12 protein-coding genes are annotated in these 16,663 nt (G+C 69.4%); 5 read left to right on the top strand and 7 right to left on the bottom strand.

Annotation, left to right across the window (positions count from 1 at the left end; translation table 11 throughout):
* Positions 1-4: 4 nt before the first annotated feature.
* Positions 5-1,447: a hypothetical protein gene (locus OV208_RS37770; RefSeq protein ID WP_267578807.1), complete on the top strand. Its 1,443-nt coding sequence runs from the start codon at positions 5-7 to the stop codon at positions 1,445-1,447.
* Positions 1,444-2,721, top strand: a complete 1,278-nt coding sequence (locus tag OV208_RS37775; RefSeq protein WP_267578808.1) for a threonine/serine ThrE exporter family protein — start codon at positions 1,444-1,446, stop codon at positions 2,719-2,721. Before OV208_RS37770 ends, OV208_RS37775 begins: the two co-directional genes overlap by 4 nt.
* Positions 2,722-2,724: 3 nt before the next feature.
* On the opposite strand, the gene OV208_RS37780 is transcribed toward OV208_RS37775, so the two are convergent.
* From OV208_RS37780 to OV208_RS37805, 6 genes are all read right to left on the bottom strand, one after another.
* Entirely contained in the window at positions 2,725-3,747 is a 1,023-nt protein-coding gene (locus OV208_RS37780) for a formylglycine-generating enzyme family protein (protein ID WP_267578809.1), read from the bottom strand.
* A 516-nt stretch (positions 3,748-4,263) separates the two neighbouring features.
* The gene (locus tag OV208_RS37785) at positions 4,264-5,931 is read right to left on the bottom strand and encodes an arylsulfatase (protein WP_267578810.1); all 1,668 of its coding nucleotides are present in this window, start codon (positions 5,929-5,931) and stop codon (positions 4,264-4,266) included.
* Positions 5,932-6,049: 118 nt separating this feature from the next.
* A complete protein-coding gene (locus OV208_RS37790; RefSeq protein WP_267578811.1) occupies positions 6,050-7,987 on the bottom strand; it encodes a SulP family inorganic anion transporter in 1,938 nt (645 codons plus the stop codon).
* A gap of 90 nt (positions 7,988-8,077) precedes the next feature.
* Positions 8,078-9,118: a hypothetical protein gene (locus OV208_RS37795; RefSeq protein ID WP_267578812.1), complete on the bottom strand. Its 1,041-nt coding sequence runs from the start codon at positions 9,116-9,118 to the stop codon at positions 8,078-8,080.
* A gap of 75 nt (positions 9,119-9,193) precedes the next feature.
* Entirely contained in the window at positions 9,194-11,032 is a 1,839-nt protein-coding gene (locus OV208_RS37800) for an aspartate:alanine exchanger family transporter (protein ID WP_267578813.1), read from the bottom strand.
* A gap of 22 nt (positions 11,033-11,054) precedes the next feature.
* Positions 11,055-12,446 carry a glutamate decarboxylase gene (locus OV208_RS37805; protein ID WP_267578814.1) on the bottom strand — a complete coding sequence of 464 codons (1,392 nt, stop codon included), beginning with the start codon at positions 12,444-12,446 and terminating at the stop codon, positions 11,055-11,057.
* Positions 12,447-12,646: 200 nt separating this feature from the next.
* Here OV208_RS37805 and glsA point away from each other — a divergent pair, with 200 nt between their 5' ends.
* A complete protein-coding gene (gene glsA / locus OV208_RS37810; protein WP_267578815.1) occupies positions 12,647-13,789 on the top strand; it encodes a glutaminase A in 1,143 nt (380 codons plus the stop codon).
* A 99-nt stretch (positions 13,790-13,888) separates the two neighbouring features.
* Positions 13,889-15,070, top strand: coding sequence for a porin (locus tag OV208_RS37815; protein WP_267578816.1), 1,182 nt, complete (start codon positions 13,889-13,891; stop codon positions 15,068-15,070).
* A 199-nt stretch (positions 15,071-15,269) separates the two neighbouring features.
* Here OV208_RS37815 and OV208_RS37820 read toward each other — a convergent pair whose 3' ends face one another.
* A complete protein-coding gene (locus tag OV208_RS37820) occupies positions 15,270-16,085 on the bottom strand; it encodes an AraC family transcriptional regulator (RefSeq protein ID WP_267578817.1) in 816 nt (271 codons plus the stop codon).
* Positions 16,086-16,165: 80 nt separating this feature from the next.
* On the opposite strand from OV208_RS37820, the gene OV208_RS37825 reads away from it, so the two are divergent.
* Entirely contained in the window at positions 16,166-16,660 is a 495-nt protein-coding gene (locus tag OV208_RS37825; protein ID WP_267578818.1) for a DUF1772 domain-containing protein, read from the top strand.
* Positions 16,661-16,663 lie beyond the last annotated feature (3 nt).

A 16,663-nucleotide genomic window follows, 5' to 3' on the forward strand; every position in this document is an offset into this window, starting at 1 on the left:
CGCCATGGCACGCACGACCCGGTGGGGCAGGGGAGCGGCGTTGGGGGTCGGGGTGCTGCTGTCCGCGACGGCGCTGGCGCAGGACGCGCACTACAACACGCGGCAGTTCGGCGACCGGGCCTGGCTGCTGGGGGGCGCGTTCGTGGGGGGCCCGGACGACATCAGCGCTGTCTATTACAACCCCGGGGCGTTGGGCCTCCTGACCGCGCCGGAGCTGGAGCTCACCGGCAGCGTGTACGAATACACGCGCGTCACCGTGGTGGACGGGCTGGGGTCGGGCAGGAACCTGGGCCTGTCCGACGTGAGCGCGGTGCCGTCGCTGATCGCGGGCTCGTTCCGCTTCGACTTCCTGGGCAAGTCCCAGCTGGCCTATTCGCTGCTCACGCGGCAGGGCTTCTCCTACAGCATGGAGACGCGGGGCGTGCACGCGGGCACGGACCTGGCGGGTGTGACCGGGATGAATGCGCTGTCCACCGACGTGCAGTTGGACCAGTCCGTGCACGAATACTGGGCGGGCCTTTCCTGGGCCCTGCCCGTGAGCAAGCGCCTGGGCGTGGGCCTCAGTCCCTTCCTCGCGTTCCGTGAGCAGGAATTGAGCGTCCAGGTGCTCGCCGAGGGCTCCGGTGACGCGGGCCAGCGCCTGCTGGCGACGCTGGGACGCGACGTCCAGCTCCGGCACATCCGTCTGTTGTTGAAGCTGGGCGCAAGCTACCAGCAGGCACCGTGGGCGGTGGGCCTGACGGTGACGACGCCGAGCGTGGGGCTCTGGGGGCAGGGCTCGACGGGTTATGAGCGCTCCATCGTCACGCCGGGGTTCGACACCGGCTCGGCGCCGGCGTCCGTGTTCAACTTCCAGGACGGGCTGCGGGGGCACTTCCGCAATCCGTGGTCCGCGGCGTTGGGCGTGAGCCGGACGTTCAGCCGCTCCACCGTGCACCTGTCCGTGGAGGGCTTCGCCCGACTGGCGCCCTTCACGCTCGTGGACAGCGCTCCCTTCGTTCCGCTGGACTCGTCGGAGGTCATCGACCCGGACTTCGACGTGGCGCTCGCGCCCGTGGTGAACGTGGCGCTGGGGCTGGAGCAACGGCTGGGGGCGAAGGTGCGGGGGTATCTGAGCGGTCACACGGACTTCAGCGCGCTGGCGAACACGCCGGGGGCCAATGCCTCGCTCGCGGGATGGGATTTGTATCACGCGTCCACGGGCTTCCATTTCCTGGTGGGTCGTTCGCGCTTCACGCTGGGAACCGACGTGGCATGGGGCGGCAAGCGCACGGACCGACTGTCGGACGCGCTCCAGCAGGCGGGTGTGTCCGCGCCCGAGCAGAGCCACCAGATCCGCTACTTCCAGGCCACCGTGGTGATTGGCATCAGCCTCTCGTTCATCGACAAGCGGGAGACGGGCGGCGAGGTCGGCGCGGGTGACGACAGCGATGCGGAGGCGAAATGAGGCGGGAGCACGAAACGGACATGCCGGTGGATGAAGAGGCCACGTCGGCCTTCCTGCTCGACCTCGCGAGGGCCCTGCACCTGGCCTACCAGCCGTCGCTCCTGGTGGAGGCGCGCGTGAGACGGGCGGCGAAGGCCTGGGGGCTCCAGGTGGAGGTCTTCACGCTCCAGAGTCTGGCGATGACGGAGGTGGTGTCCGCAGGGCGTCCCCGCGTGGCCTTCGCGCGGCTGCCCTTCAACCCGCACTGGAACCTGGGCCGGGCCGCGGCGTTGCTGAGGTTGTCGGACCGCATCGCGCAAGGGGGCGTGCGGCTGCCCGAGGCCCGAGCGGAGCTGGACCGCATCGTGGCCACGCATTCGCCGTATCCCGAATGGCTCGTGTTCCTGGCGTACGGCGTCTACGGCGCGGCGGTCGCCGCCCGGGTGGGTGGGGCGTGGCTGGAGATGGGCGTGGCGTTCGTGGTGGGCGTCCTCGCGGGCGTCATCCACTACGGCACGTTGCGCTCGCAGCGTCTGGATTTGCAGAAGAGCTTCGTGGCGGCGTTCGTGGGCACGCTGGTGGCGTTCGGCTTCACGCTGGTCCTGCCGTCGTCCGACGCCTTGCGAGCCCTGTTCGGAGGTGTGACGTTGCTGGTGCCCGCGATGGTGGTGACGCTGGGCTCGTTGGAGCTGGCCACCGAGTCGGTGGAGGCGGGCCTGCCCCGGCTCACCTATGGCCTGCTGCGCTTCCTGATGATGGGGGTGGGCATCACGGCGGCGGGGACGCTCTGGGAATTTTTCCTTCCGCTGCCGCCCCACTTCGCGGCGCAGGCGCTGCCTCCGCTCGTCACGCTGGTGCTGGTAGGCATTGGCGGCGTGGCGCTGACGGTGTGCATGTCCGGACGGCCGCGGGACGTGGGGTGGATCGTCTGCGGGGTGTTGATTGCCTACGCGACGCAGGCGGCGGCGAAGGCGGTGCTCGGGGACAAGGGCAGTCCGCTGGTGTCCGCGTTCGTGCTGGGCGTGGCGGGGTTGCTCTATGGGCGCGGGAAGGACCGGATGCCGATGACCGTCATCATGCCGGGGCTGTTGCAACTGGCGCCGGGGTTCGTCGGAACGCAGGCCCTCGTCGCGCTCTTGGGCGCGGGGGGCGCGGGCGCGAAAGCCCGGCTGTTCGACGTGTTGCTGGTGGCGCTCCAACTGGTGCTGGGCCTGGTGTTCGCCACGGTGGTGGTGCCGCCGCGCTTCTCCGTGGACCGGGAGGACCCGGTCCCGCCTCGGGCTGGCAGCGCGTAGTGGCTACGGGGTGGGAGGCCGCACGATGCAGCGGAAGCCGATGTGGCTGGCCCCGCTGTCCACGGCCTGGGGCGAGCGCGCCGCGGGGCGGTAGCGGCGGCAGTAGTTGGGCGCGCACAGGTGGCTGCCCCCCTTGAGCACGCGGCGCGGGATGGGCACGGCGGGCGTGAAGGGATCCTGGCTCCCCGACGGCGTAGCGGGGCCGCGCGGGTTGACGGGGATGCAGCACGCCTTGCCCTTGTTGCCCTGGTGGCGCTCCTGGAACCAGTCGGAGGTCCATTCCCAGACATTGCCGGCCATCTCATGCAGGCCGTAGCCATTGGGAGGGAAGGCACCGACGGGGCAGGTGCCTTCGTGGCCGTCCTCGCGCAGGTTCTGCCAGGGGAAGTAGCCCTGCCAGGTGTTGGCGCGGTGTTCGCCGCCAGGGATGAAGTCATTGCCCCAGCAGAACTCATTGCGGTCCAGGCCTCCGCGCGCGGCGCGTTCCCACTCCGCCTCGGTGGGAAGGGCCTTGCCGGCCCAGGTGGCATAGGCCTCCGCGTCCTCGTAGGCGATGTGGACGACAGGGTGGTCGCGGCGGTGTTTCACGGAGGAGCGGCGGCCCTCCGGGTGTTTCCAACAGGCCTCGGGGACGTAGCTCCACCAGTTCGCCACGTTGCTCAGGTCCACGGGCCCCTTCGCCTTCTGGAAGACGAGTGAGCCGGGGACGAGTGTCTCTGGAGAAGCGCCGGGGTAGTCCGCCGGGTTGAGCGGGCGCTGCGCGACGGTGACGTAGCCGGTGGCTTCCACGAAGCGGGCGAACTGCTCGTTGGTCACGGTGTGCTTGTCCATCCAGAAGCCGGAGACGGTCACCTGATGGGCGGGGGCCTCTTCTGGATAGTGGTGGTCGGAGCCCATCCAGAACATGCCGCCGGGGACCCAGACCATGTCCGGGGAGGGGGCGCGGCCGGGCCGCTGGGAGGTGTCGGTGGTGGGCCCGGTGTCGGGAACCACGGCGGAACCGCTGAGGTCTTCGTCCCTGTGCATGGCATGGCCCCCGGAGGACGCAGGGTCCTCCGACGACAAGATCCGACGCGCGGCGGGGAATGACACTCGCGCCGGGGGCCGGCGGGTGTGTCGTGCAGTGATTGATGGAGCGGCTGCAGGTTCATCTACCGCGCGGAGGTCGCGGGTGTCTGACGAGTGGAGTACTCCGCTGCGAGCGGTTTGCGACTGGCCCTGCCGCGCAGGAGCGCGAGCGCATGGATGCTCTCGTGCACAATGGCTCTGGGCGGTTGCTCCCATCATGCCCAACGGCCCGATCGCCGCACCTACGTTATTAAGGAGTTCACGTCTCAGGAGGAGGCGGATGGGTGGTTGACCAGTGGGAAGGCTGTTGACGGTGATCTTGTCAGGATCTCGGGGCAGGGCTTTCAGGTCATCCAACTGCCCAAAGGTTTGAAGTTCCTTCGAACGCCACTGCCGGAAGAGCTGGGTCCTCCGGGCTCGAAGGTCCACGGGCGGTGACGGCTCGCTCCCGTCACCGCCCGCGAAGGACCGTTGCTACGTGTGCGACTGCTGGGCGCGGTGGATGAACTGCTCCACCTCATTGGCCAGCGACAGCACCTGGTCCCCGATGCTCGGCTGGTCCTTCTGCTTGCGCGCCTCCTCGAGCTTCTCCTTCACGCGCTCCTTCATCGGCCCGATGCTCAGGCTGCCCGGGGCCTGGCTGGGCAGGAACTCGATGAGGCTCTCCGCGAACTTCTTCACCAGCATCTGCGCGGGCACGAACGTGAACATGCGCTCGCCGTACCACGACGTGTACATGCCGGAGTGCGGCCCGTACTCGAATGGATCCGAGCGCAGGTTGATGAGGTAGGGCCACGCCGGGTTGAAGCGCTTGCCGCTGAACCACATGTCCGGGCCTTCGCCGTCCTGGTAGCTGAAGATGATCTTCCAGTCGTCGTACCTCACCGCCGCGAGGTTGCCGCTGTCGAGCACGTAGATGAACTCGTGCCGGTCGCCCGGCGCCGTGCCCGCCAGCAGCGCGTTCATGTCATAGCCATCCAGGTGGACCTTGAAGGTCTTGTCCCCCACCTTGTAGCCCTGCTTGCACTTCTCCACGAGGTCCGTGGCGCCGCCCGCCGCCGCCACCATCGTGGGCATCCAGTCCTCATGCGCGAAGATGTCGTTGATGACGCGTCCCGGCTCCACCACGCCCGGCCAGCGCACCACGCACGGCACGCGCACGCCGCCCTCCCACGTCGAACCCTTCTCGCCGCGGAAGGGGCTGTTGCCGCCGTCCGGCCAGCCCATCTTCTGCACGCCGTTGTCGCTGGAGAACACCACCATCGTGTTGTCCGCGATGCCCAGCTCGTCCAGCTTGGCCAGCATCACCCCGACGATGTCATCCAGCTCGCGCATCGCGTCCGCGTAGAGACCGTAGCCCGTCACGTTCTGGTACTTCTCCTGGAGGTAGGTCCACACGTGGTTGCGCGTGGTGTTGTGCCAGAGGAAGAAGGGCTTGCCCTCCTTCACCGCGCGCTCCATGAAGTCCAGCGTGCCCTTGAGAAACTCGCCGTCCACCGTCTCCATGCGCTTCTTCGTCAGCGCGCCCGTGTCCTCGATGCGCTGCTTGCCCACGGGCCCCCATCGCGGATCCTCGGTGACGTCATCGCGGTCGGTGGCGTAGGTGTGCAGTACGCCGCGCGGACCGAAGCGCGCCTTGAAGGCCGGGTCCTTCGGGTAGTCGGGGCACTCCGGTTCGTTCTCCGCGTTCAGGTGGTAGAGATTGCCGAAGAACTCGTCGAACCCGTGCATCGTCGGCAGGTAGGGATTGGAGTCGCCCAGGTGGTTCTTGCCGAAGTGGCCGCAGGTGTAGCCCAGCGGCTTGAGCATCTCCGCGATGGTGGGGTCGGAGTCCTGCAGGCCATACTTCGCCCCCGGCATGCCGATGGTGGTGAGCCCCGTGCGCAGCGGGTTCATGCCCGTGATGAACGCCGCGCGGCCCGCGGTGCAGCTCTGCTGGCCGTAGCAGTCCGTCATCAGCGCGCCTTCCTTCGCGATGCGGTCGATGTTGGGCGTCTTGTAGCCCATCATCCCCTGGTTGTAGGCGCTGACGTTCCAGAAGCCGATGTCGTCGCCCCAGATGACCAGGATGTTGGGTTTGCGCTTCCCCTGCTTGCCGTGTCCGTTGCCGTTGCCCGTGGGCTTCTTGCCAACGCTCGCCATGTGTTGCCCCCTCCGCGGTTTGACTGCCGTACAAGGTGCGGCCTGCTTCCAGTGCGCGCGCCGTCCCCGGGTCGCGGACGGGCGTCCCTTGCGGTGCTCCGCACGGTCCCTGTTGCGCTCAGTGCCGGGTGCCCCGGGGGTCGTCGTCCCCGGACGGGGCATGCGGCAGGTGATTCAGCAATTCACGCATCCGCCTGTCTGCTTCATCCAGGCGGACGAGCAGGTCCTCCTGCCGGTGGCGCTCCTCGCCGTGCAGCCCCGCGCCCGCTTCGTCCACGCGGCTGCGGACCAGATACAGCCCGTCGCGGATGAGGCGCCACTCCTGCCATGCCTGGGATTCGTGGTGCGCCATCCACGCCTCCACGCCCGCGGTCACCTGCGGGTAGACGTGCTCGCGGCCCACCTTCGCCAGCACGCCGGTGCGCTCCAGCATCCGCCAGGTCGGCCGGTGCACGCGCGCCAGGGCCAGGGTGATGCCCCGGTGGGACAGGTCCTCGTGCAGGCCGGCGAGCATGTCCGCGCCCGGCACGTCCAGGTCGTCCGTCAGCTCCAGGTCCAGCAGCACCTCTCGCACCGGCACGTCAGCGTCGCGCACGCGGGCGAGCACCTCGTCCCGGAGCGAGGTGGCGTTGGCGAAGAAGAGCCCTTCCTCGGGCCGGAAGACGTGCAGGCCGGGCAGGGTGATGGCGGAGGCCTCACGGTGCGTGGCCGCCAGGTCCAGCGTCCCTGGCACGCGTCCCAGTTCGCTCATGCGCGGCTGGCTGGCGCGGTAGACGGTGAGGAACAGCGACACGCCCACGGCGATGAGCAGCCCGGGCAGCACGTCGAAGGCCAGCACGCCCAGCAGCGCCACGCCCGCGCCCAGGAAGTCCGCGCGGCGCAGGCGGAAGAGCCGCACCAGCTCCTTCACGTCCATCATCCCCAGGATGGCCACCACGACGATGGCGCCCAGCGTGGCCTCCGGCAGCGCGCGGAACAGGCCGGTGAGGAAGAGCGCTACCAACAGCGTCAGGCCCGCCGTCACCAGCGAGGCCACCTGCGTGGTGGAGCCCGCCTGGTCGTTGGCGGCGGACTTGGACAGGCTGCACCCCATGGCAAAGCCCCGGAACAGACCGCCGCCCACGTTCGCGGCGCCCAGGCCCACCAGCTCCCGATTGGGGTCCACCTCGTAGCCGTGCTTCGCGGCGAACATGCGCGCGGGCCCGATGGCCTCCGCGAACGCCACCAGCGCGATGCCACACGCGCCGGGCAAGAGCCCCAGCAGGTCCTTCAAGCCCACGCCCTGCGGGAGCTGGGGCGACACGAGCCCGGAGGGGATGGGGCCCACGATGGCCACCCCCCTCGCGTCCAGGTGCAGTACGGCGGAGACGACGATGCCCAGCACCAGCACCGCGAGCGCTGCCGGGATGCGCCGGGACATCCGTCCCAACAGCAACAGCGCCGCGATGCTCGCCGCGCCTACCACGAGCGTCAGGACATGCGTCTGCCCCAGGTGCGTGAAGATGAATTCCAGGCGTTCGAAGAAGCCGCCCTTGGCGCCTTCGATGCCGAGGATTTTCGGCACCTGCTTGATGGCGATGATGAGCGCCAGCCCGAACACGAAGCCGCTGAGCACGGAGGCGGAGAAGAACTGCGCGATGCGGCCCAGCTTCAACACGCCCGCGAGCGCCGCGACAGCGCCCGCCAGCAGGGCCAGCGCGGCGGTGAGGGCCACGAAGCGCGGCGAGCCCTGTTGCGCCATCGCGCCCACCGTGGCGGCGGAGAGCACCGACACGCTGGCGGACACCGCGACGATGAGCTGCCGGGAGCTGCCGAACAGCGCGTAGAGCGCCAGCGCCGCCGGGGTGGAGTACAGCGCCGTCTGCGGTGGCAGGCCGGCGAGCTGCGCATACGCCATGCCCTCCGGGATGTGCAGCGCCGTCACCGTGAGCGCGCCCACCAGGTCCTTCTTCAGGCGAGTCGTGTCATAGCCCCGCAGCGAGGCGATGAAGGGACTGACGCGGGCGAGCCATGACGAACCGGTCCGCTCGGAGGTGTGGCGCGAGGCGTGTCCCATGGGGACGAGGTGGACACCCCTCCCGACGTGGACATCGTCCTCCTGGAATGGGCAGCCGGGCCGTCAGGCGTTGCCCGTGTCCGTGGCCGGTCAGAAGATGTAGCGCAGGATGAGCTGCGCATAGGTGAGCGTGGTGTCGTCTGACTCCAGCGTCTGGCCGTCCGCGGTCAGGGTGCGACGGGGCTCCGCGTCGAGCGTGGCCGCCGCGCCCAGGCCCACCTGGAGGTGTGGCCGGCCGGAGTAGTAGACGCCCAGCGCCAGGCTGTGCGAGTTGAGCGTGTGGTCGGGCAGGTCCACCTCCGTCCGCCATCCGGTGGTGAAGAGGTATTCGCCCATCACCGCGATGGGGATGCCCAATGGGGGGCCCATGTCCGCCGTCAGCGCCGCGGCCAGGTTGACGCGAGCCACTTCCGTCTTCTGCTCCACGCGGCCGCCCACGACGGCGTCGAAGGGCTTGCTCGTCCGCCACGCGTAGTCGGCGACGGCGGAGGCCTGGAGGGAGAAGGCAGGCCCCAGGGCCTGCGCCAGGAACAAGCCGCCCGTGACGGACTTCTCGGTCCCGGGCACCAGCAGGTACTCCCGGGCCTGTCCATTCAATGCATCGTCCAGAGTCAGCAGGGGATTGTTGGTGATGGCCTGGATGAAGGGCAGCAGCGTCAACTGGCGTTCCTTGGTGAGGCCGCCCACGGCGCGCAGGGTGAGCTGGGTGCCGCTGGCTTCACCGCGCAGCAATCGCACCCCCACGCCCGCCTGCCCCACGGAGTCGAGCGAGCCGCCGTCCGTGACCAGCGACACCACGTTCGCCCCGAGGACGCTCGTGGCCCGTGCGAAGACGCTCAGGTCCAGCCAGTCCGTGAGGCGCAGGCCCAGGTCCAGCGTGGACTGCACGCCGAGCAGCCACAGGTCCCGCCGGTCGACGCCGGTGGGCATGGCGGGCACGCTGTAGCGCGCCACCCCCTCGCGGACGCCCACGTGCGTGGTGATCAGCGCGCTCTGCTGGAGGATGGGCAACTGGAAGGTGTGGCCGCCCAACTGTCGCCCGCGCGGGGGCGTGTCCTCGTCCGACGACACCGCCCTGGCGGTCATCACCGGAGCAAGCAGCAGGCCCAGGGCCATGAGCAGGGTTCGCATGCCCGGCAACCTGCGAAGACGAAGGCGGCGCGGGTATTGCCCGCGCCGCCCTTGCGCCCGTTGTCGGCAAGACGCTCATCCCATCAGCGCGAAGAGGTAGCAGATGAGCGTGAGCAGCAGGTTCGACACCGCGAACGTCACCGGGTAGCCGATGGCTGGGATGATGCTGTGGGTGGCCTCCTGCGCGGCGCGCATGCCGGCGCTGTTGCAGCGCGCGCCCGCCACGGCGCCCATGAGGACGGCGGTGTTCATCTTCATCACGTACTGGCCCACCGCCCACGCGACGATGGGCGGCACCAGCGCGGCGACGACGCCGATGATGAGGATGGGCGCCAGGGTGCCACCCGCGACGGCGCTCGCCACGCCCGCGCCCGCGTTGATGCCCAGGATGGCGATGAAGACGTTGAGGCCCAAATCCTCCAGCAGCTCGCGCGCCGCCTCGGGAAAGGGGCCGCCCAAAGCCGGGTTGTGGGTGCGCAGGATGCTCAGCCCGATGCTCACGATGAGCAGGCCCACCGCGGAGCCCAGGCTGAACTTCACCCCGCCCACGGGGACGGAGAGGGCCCCCAGGAAGGCGCCCAGCGACACGCCCAGCGCCAGGGTGATGATGTCCGTCACGAGGCTGGGTCGCACCACGCGCCCCACGCGCTTCTGGAGCATGTCCAGGCGACGGCGGCTGCCGGTGACGCGCAGCACGTCGCCCCGGCGGATGACCGCGTCGCGGGCGATGGGCAGCTCGTCGCCGCCGCGAAACATCGCGTTGAGGTAGAGGCCGTGGCCCTCCTGGCTGGCGATGTCCCCCAGGGAGCGGCCCACGAGGTCCGACTTGTGCGCGACGATCTCCAGCGTCTCGAAGCGGACGTCGCGCAGCCGCGAGTCATCCACCTCCGGACCGATGCGTTGGGGCCCCATCATCAAGAGGCCCACCGGCCCGGCCACGGCGACCTCGTCCCCCCGGTGCAGCACGAGGCCGTCCTCGGGCACGTAGATGCGGCCCGCGTGCAGCACCCGTTCGATGCCGGCGCGCGGGGCCAGATGGCTCAGTTGCTTCAGCGAGCGGCCATCCACCTCCGGGTTCTCCACGCGGAACACGCGCACGTCCACCGGCATGCTGCCCCGGAGGAAGGACTCGGCGGTGCCGGGCAGCGCGGACTGCTGTTCGCCCGCGAGCACCTTCTCCATCGCCTTGGCGTCCGCCACCGCGTCCCGGCCGAACAGCTTCGGGAGCACCTTCGCCATCACGGTGAAGAGCACCATGCTGACGGAGTAGAGCAGCGCGTAGGACGTCGTCAGGTTCGCGCGGGCCTGCTCCAGCGTCGCGCCGCCGGTGAGCTTCACCGCGCCGCTGGCCAGCGCCGACTGCGCCGCGCCGAAGCCCGGCGTGGCGGTGTTCGCTCCGGACAGGATGCCGGCCAGCAGACCCGGCTGGAGGTGGAAGACGAACTTCGACAGGTACACCAGCAGCGACGACAGCAGCGGCACCAGCAGCGCCAGCAGCAGCAGGTGCCGCCCCTCACGCTGGATGCCGCCAATGAACTGCGGCCCCACCTTCATGCCGATGGCGAAGATGAAGAGGTTGAAGAACACCGTGCTGGTGAACTCCGGAATGGCATACGCGATGTGGAACGCCTGGAAGGCCCAGACGCTCACCACCAGCCCCAGGAGCAGCGTGGCCGCGGTGGAGCCCAGCCCCACGCCCTTCACCTGCACCTTCCCCAGCGCGTAGCCGCCCGCGACGATGAGGAACAGCAGGATGAAGGGCTGCTTGCCCAGGGCGTTGAGCATCCCGCCGAAGAGGCCATGCGGGTGGGGCTGGCTCGCGGCGGGAGCGCTCCCCTGGGCGAAGGCGACGACCGCCAGGCCCAGGGCCGCCGCTCCCACCAGCAGCGCGGTGTGGCGTGTGATGACTCGCATGAGGGCTCCCTTGCCCTGAAGCTCAGTGGTGGTAACCGGAGGCTTCCTGCTTCGACATGGGCGTGCTCACCGGGTGGCGGCGGAAGTGTTCGATGCAGCCGATGAGGTCGTGCACCAGCAGCGTGGCCAGGTCCCGGCTGACGCCGTGGCGCACCAGCACCCGCTGCACCACCAGTTCCTGGAGGTCCGCGGGCATGGGGTAGGCAGGCACCTGCCAGCCGCGCTCGCGCATCCGGTCCGCCAGGTCATAGAGCGTGAAGCCGGGATTCACTCCGTCCTTCATCTTCCAGCACACGCCGGGCACGCCGCCCCGGCCGTCGTAGAGGATGTCGAAGAGGCCAATCTGTTCGATGGCCAGCGCCATGAAGTTCGCGGTGTCCGAACAGGCCTGATGGACGCGCCGGTAGCCTTCCTTCCCCAGCCGGAGGAAGTTGTAGTACTGGACGACGATCTGCCCGCCCGGCCGCGAGAAGTTCAGCGCGAACGTCGGCATGTCCCCGCCCAGGTAGTCCACGCGGAAGATGAGCTCGTCCGGCAGGTCGCTCTTGTCGCGCCACACCGCCCAGCCGCAGCCCAGCGGCGTCAGCCCGAACTTGTGGCCGGAGGCGTTGATGGACTTCACCCGTTCGATGCGGAAATCCCAGACGACGTCCGGGTGGATGAACGGCGCGATGAAGCCACCGCTCGCCGCGTCCACGTGGATGGGGATGTCCAGGCCCGTGCGGCGCTGGAGGTCGTCCAGCGCGTCTGCGATGTCCTTCACCGGCTCGTAGACGAGGTTGAAGGTGATGCCCAGCGTGGGCACCACACCGATGGTGTTCTCGTCGCAGTACTTGAGCACCTGCTCGGCCGTCATCGTCGTGCGGCCGGGGGCGAGCGGCACCTGGCGCAGCTCCACGTCGAAGTAGCGCGCGAACTTGTGCCAGCAGATCTGCACCGGGCCGCAGATGAGGTTGGGCTTGTCCGTGGGCTTGCCTTCCGCCTCGCGGCGCTTGCGCCAGCGCCACTTGAGCGCCAGGCCCCCCAGCATCGCGGCCTCGCTGGAGCCGGTGGTGGAGGTGCCCACGGTGTCGTTCGCTTCGGGCGAATGCCAGAGGTCGGCGAGCATGTTCACGCAGCGCGTTTCAATCTCCGCGGTCTGCGGGTACTCGTCCTTGTCGATCATGTTCTTGTCCAGGCACTCATCCATCAGCCGGTGCACCTGGGGTTCGGCCCAGGTCTGGCAGAAGGTGGCCAGGTTCTGCCGGGAGTTGCCGTCCAGCAGCAGCTCGTCGTGGACCACCGCGTAGGCATGGTCCGCGCTGTGCTCGCCGTCGGGGATGCGGAACTTGGGCATCGGGACGGACAGGTCGGGCGACGCATAGACGTCATCGTTGATGCGGTCGCGGACTTCGTCCTTTCCATGCAGGGACATGCGCACTCCTTGGCGGCGGGCTGGGCTGCTGCCGGAGAGATGGCGCGTGCCCGCAGGCCCTGCGTCGTCCCCTGGTGAGGAGCGGCCGGTGGCGCGTGCGCCCGTTCCACCGACGGCCGTGCGTTGCCCGACAGCCGCCTACGTCCCCAGGGTGAACGCGGCGCCGGCACCCGCCGGACGCGTGAAGGGGAGGACGTTCCATGTCGAAGTCCATGGGCAACAGGAAGCGGCGGGCCGCCACGGCACTCGTGTGTGTGATGGGATTGCTGGGCGCGCCAGGGGTGGGCCTTGCCCAGCAGTCCGCCCCCGCGCAGGCGCAGAAGACGCAACAGGCTCCCGCCGACGCGGAGGTGTCCGCCGCGGAGGCGAAGGACGCGCTGCAACGGGCCCACGCCCGCTACAAGGGCGTGAAGGACGGCAAGAACGCGGACTACATCCCGTCCCTGGCGAAGGTGGACCCCGGTCTCTTCGGCATCGTGCTGGTGACGGTGGATGGGCGGGTCTATTCGGTGGGGGACTCGGAGCACCCGTTCGCCATCGAGTCCGTCTCCAAGCCCTTCACCCTGGCGCGCGTCCTCCAGGACGTGGGCGCCGCGAAGGTGGAGAAGAAGATTGGCACCAACGCCACCGGCGAACCCTTCAACTCCATCACCGCCATCGAGCAGAACAAGGAGGCGAACCGGCCGCCCGCGGGCAACCCGCTGGTGAACGCGGGCGCCATCACCGCCGTGAGCATGGTGCCGGCGCAGAGCTCCGACGAGCGCTGGACGCGCATCCAGGACACGCTCAATGCCTTCGCCGGGCGTGAGCTCACCGTGAACGAGGACGTCTACCGCTCCGAGTCCGCCACCAACACGCGCAACCGCGCCATCTCCTGGCTGCTCAAGTCCTACGACGCGCTGCCCGGTGACCCGATGGAGGCGCTGGATGTCTACACGCGCCAGTGTTCGGTGAACGTCACGGCGAAGGACCTGGCCATCATGGGCGCGACGCTGGCCAACGGCGGCATGAACCCCGTTACCGGCAAGCGCGTGGTGGACTCCGAGAACGCCCAGAAGGTGCTGTCCTTGATGCTCACCACCGGCCTCTATGAGAACTCCGGGGACTGGTCCTTCACCGCGGGCCTGCCGGCCAAGAGCGGCGTGGGTGGTGGGATTGTCGCGGTCGTGCCCGGCCGCTTCGCGGTGGCGACGTTCTCCCCGCCGCTGGACAAGTCGGGCAACAGCGTGCGCGGCCAGAAGGCGGTGGAGTCCATCATCACCGAGCTGGGCGGGGACATCTTCTCCTCGGGCAGCGCGAAGCAGGCGGCCCGTTCCGGCGGCGGAGTGTCCGGCCAGCGATAGGCGCAAGGCACCGCGGGCGGCGGTGCCGCGCATGCCCTCGCTTCCCACCATGGCTCGGAGCCCTTTGTCGGGGATCCGGGCCGGCGAGGGGTCGTGGGCATGCGCAAGCGGTGGGGCTGGGCGTGGCTGCTGGGCGTGCTCGCGCTGTCTGGCGCGGAGGCCGAGGACGCGAAGGACGACAAGCCTCCGAAGGTGGAGACGCCGACGAAGGACAAGGGCTTCGCCATCGCGTCCGACGACGGCAACTACCGGCTGGGCGCGGGTTTGCAGGCCGCCTACAAGCTGGAGCCCGTCTGGGAGGACGGCGAGGCGAAGTCCCGCACGGCGTTCCCGTTCCTGCGCCCCCGCATCTACGGCAACGTGTACCGGCCGTGGATCAGCTTCTGGACGTCGCTGGAGCTGGCATCCCCGCTGGCGCCCTACCTGCTGGACTCCTACGTGGACGTGCAGCCCTGGAAGGCGGCGGGCCTGCGGCTGGGGCAGCACTACACGCCGCTCAGCCGGCACGAATCGCTGGGGCCGCAGCAGATCCTCTTCCCGGAGTTCGCGCAGGTGGCGAACTACTTCTGGACGGGCCGCGACAAGGGCGTGACGTTCATGGGGACCACGGACACGCTGGAGTACTACGCGGGCATCTACAGCGGCTCGCCGCTGCGCTCCATCACGTCGGACCCGGGGCGGTGGGCGTCCAACGTGCGGCTCACCGTGAGCCCCATGGGGCCCATGGGCTACGGCGAGCTGCCGTTCATCATGTCGGATGAGAAGGGCGCGCCGCTGCGCGTGTCCTTCACGGTGCAGGGCGCGGGCGGCAAGGTGCAGCGGCGCGAGGAGAACTTCAACGTGGAGACGGGCAGCTTCGACCTCACCGACGAGGGCGTGCGCAAGTTCGCCACCGGTGGCGTGGACTTCCTGCTCCAGGCCCAGCGCTTCACCTTCTTCATGGAGGCCTACATCGAGCGCACGAATCCGGAGGCGGCGGGCACGAACTTCACCAGCCTGGGGGCGTGGGCCCAGGCCGACTACGTCTTCTACAAGAAGGTGCTGGACGCGGGCGTGCGCCTGTCCTGGCTGGACGCGAGCCACGAGCTGGACGATGACGCGCTCTACATCGCGGAGGCGCAGCTCGGGTGGTTCCTGGACGCGCCCTTCCTGGCGGTGAAGCTGCGCTACCAGTTCGCGCACCAGGAGACGCCGGACCCGGCGCTGCTGGGCGCGGTGACCCTGGCGAAGGACCCGGGCACGTCCAACCTCCTCACGCTCCAGCTCAACCTGGCGTTCTAGCGGAGGCTCCGGAGACGCACCGCCCACCCGTCCAGTGGGGAAGTGGCCCTGCGGGGCGGACGAAGCGTCCAAACCTGTCCGACAGTCGGACAGGTTTCCCAAGGAGGAGCCCGGTGCGTCCTCCCAGCGCTCTTCTCGTCAGGCCCGCCGTTGTTGACGCCCAGGGCGGATGGCACCTGGAGCGCCACGCTGTCCGGCTTTACGGGAAGGCTTGCGCAGAGGGGAGGGGCGCCACCGAGCGCCGGATGACCGCGGGCGTCAGTCCGGTGACGCGGCGGAAGACGGTGGTGAAGTGACTCTGCGAGCTGAAGCCGACCGCGAGGGCGATGTCGCCCAGCGAGTGCGTGGGGTGCTTCAACAGCTCGCGCGCCCGCTCCACCCGCCGCTTCTGGACGAAGGCGTGTGGGGTCATCCCGGTGGACTGGCGGAAGGCGCGGGTGAAGTAGAAGACGCTCAAGCCCGAACGCTTCGCCAGCTCCCCCACGCGAATGCGCCGGGCGAGGTGCGCCTCGACGAAGAGCTGCACGCGGGAGAGGGCGGCGGCGGAGAGTCCGCCGCGTTTGCGAACCGCCGGTGAGCCGCTCGGAGTCTGGAGGAGCTTCGACAGCCGGGACGCATGGCGCTCCTGGACGGCCCGCGCGGCGGTGAGGAAGCCGGCGACGACCTTCAGGTCCGCGTCCGACAGGGGCTCCATCAAGCGCATCCCATCCACGCTCAAGGGCCCCCAGAGGGTCTCAATCCATTCGCGCGCGTGCTCGGTGAGCACCAGCCGCCTGCCTCCTTTGGCGGCCTCCCGCCGGACGTAGCCCGCGAGTTCCAGCCGCTCCACGTCGGTGCCGCGCGCGACCGCGCTCATGGGCGCGGGGCCTCCGAAGTGCAGTTGCGCAAGACACACCAGCTCCGCGCGGCCCAGGGCGAGCACTTCACCGACCGCCGCGTCGAAGTCCGCGGAGGCGTCCTGGAAGCGAACGATGTCGGTGCCAATCTGCTGGAGGAGGAGATGCCGGGGGCTCATCGCGAATCACCGCAGGATTGAGAAAAACAGCACAAGGACGCGAAAGACGCCCGAGCACGCCGGGACGCATTCTTCAGCCCATGATGAACCTGAAGCTGTCCGTGGGCGCAATCCTGCTGTGGCTCTTCGTCCTCAACCTGGGCATCGCATTCGGCGCGGGGCTCTATGAGCACCGCATCCTGCTGCCCCGGTGGCTCGACGCTACGGGAGCGCACTGGAACGCGGAGGCGGCGCGACAGGACAACGTGGGGCTGCGCTTCTGGGGCTTCGTCAGCACGGGGCCGCTGACGCTGCTCACCCTGGCGAGCTTCTACTTCGCCACGCAGGTGACAGGCCCTCTGCGCTCCTGGTGGCTTGTGGCGGCCGGGGTCGCGCTCGTGGACCGGCTCCTCACGTTTTCGTACTTCATCCCCACGATGATCCGCCTGCTGGACGCGCCGGACTCCCCTGAGTCCGTGGCGTCCGCGCTGCGCTGGTCCCAGGTGAACCACCTGCGCCACACGCTCGTCGCGGTGGCGTGGTTCGCCTCCCTCCAGGCCCTCTCGTGGCTGCGGCTGGCCCAGGTGAGACCCTGAACC

The organism is Corallococcus sp. bb12-1 (assembly GCF_026626765.1).
GTDB classification, from domain to species: domain Bacteria; phylum Myxococcota; class Myxococcia; order Myxococcales; family Myxococcaceae; genus Corallococcus; species Corallococcus terminator.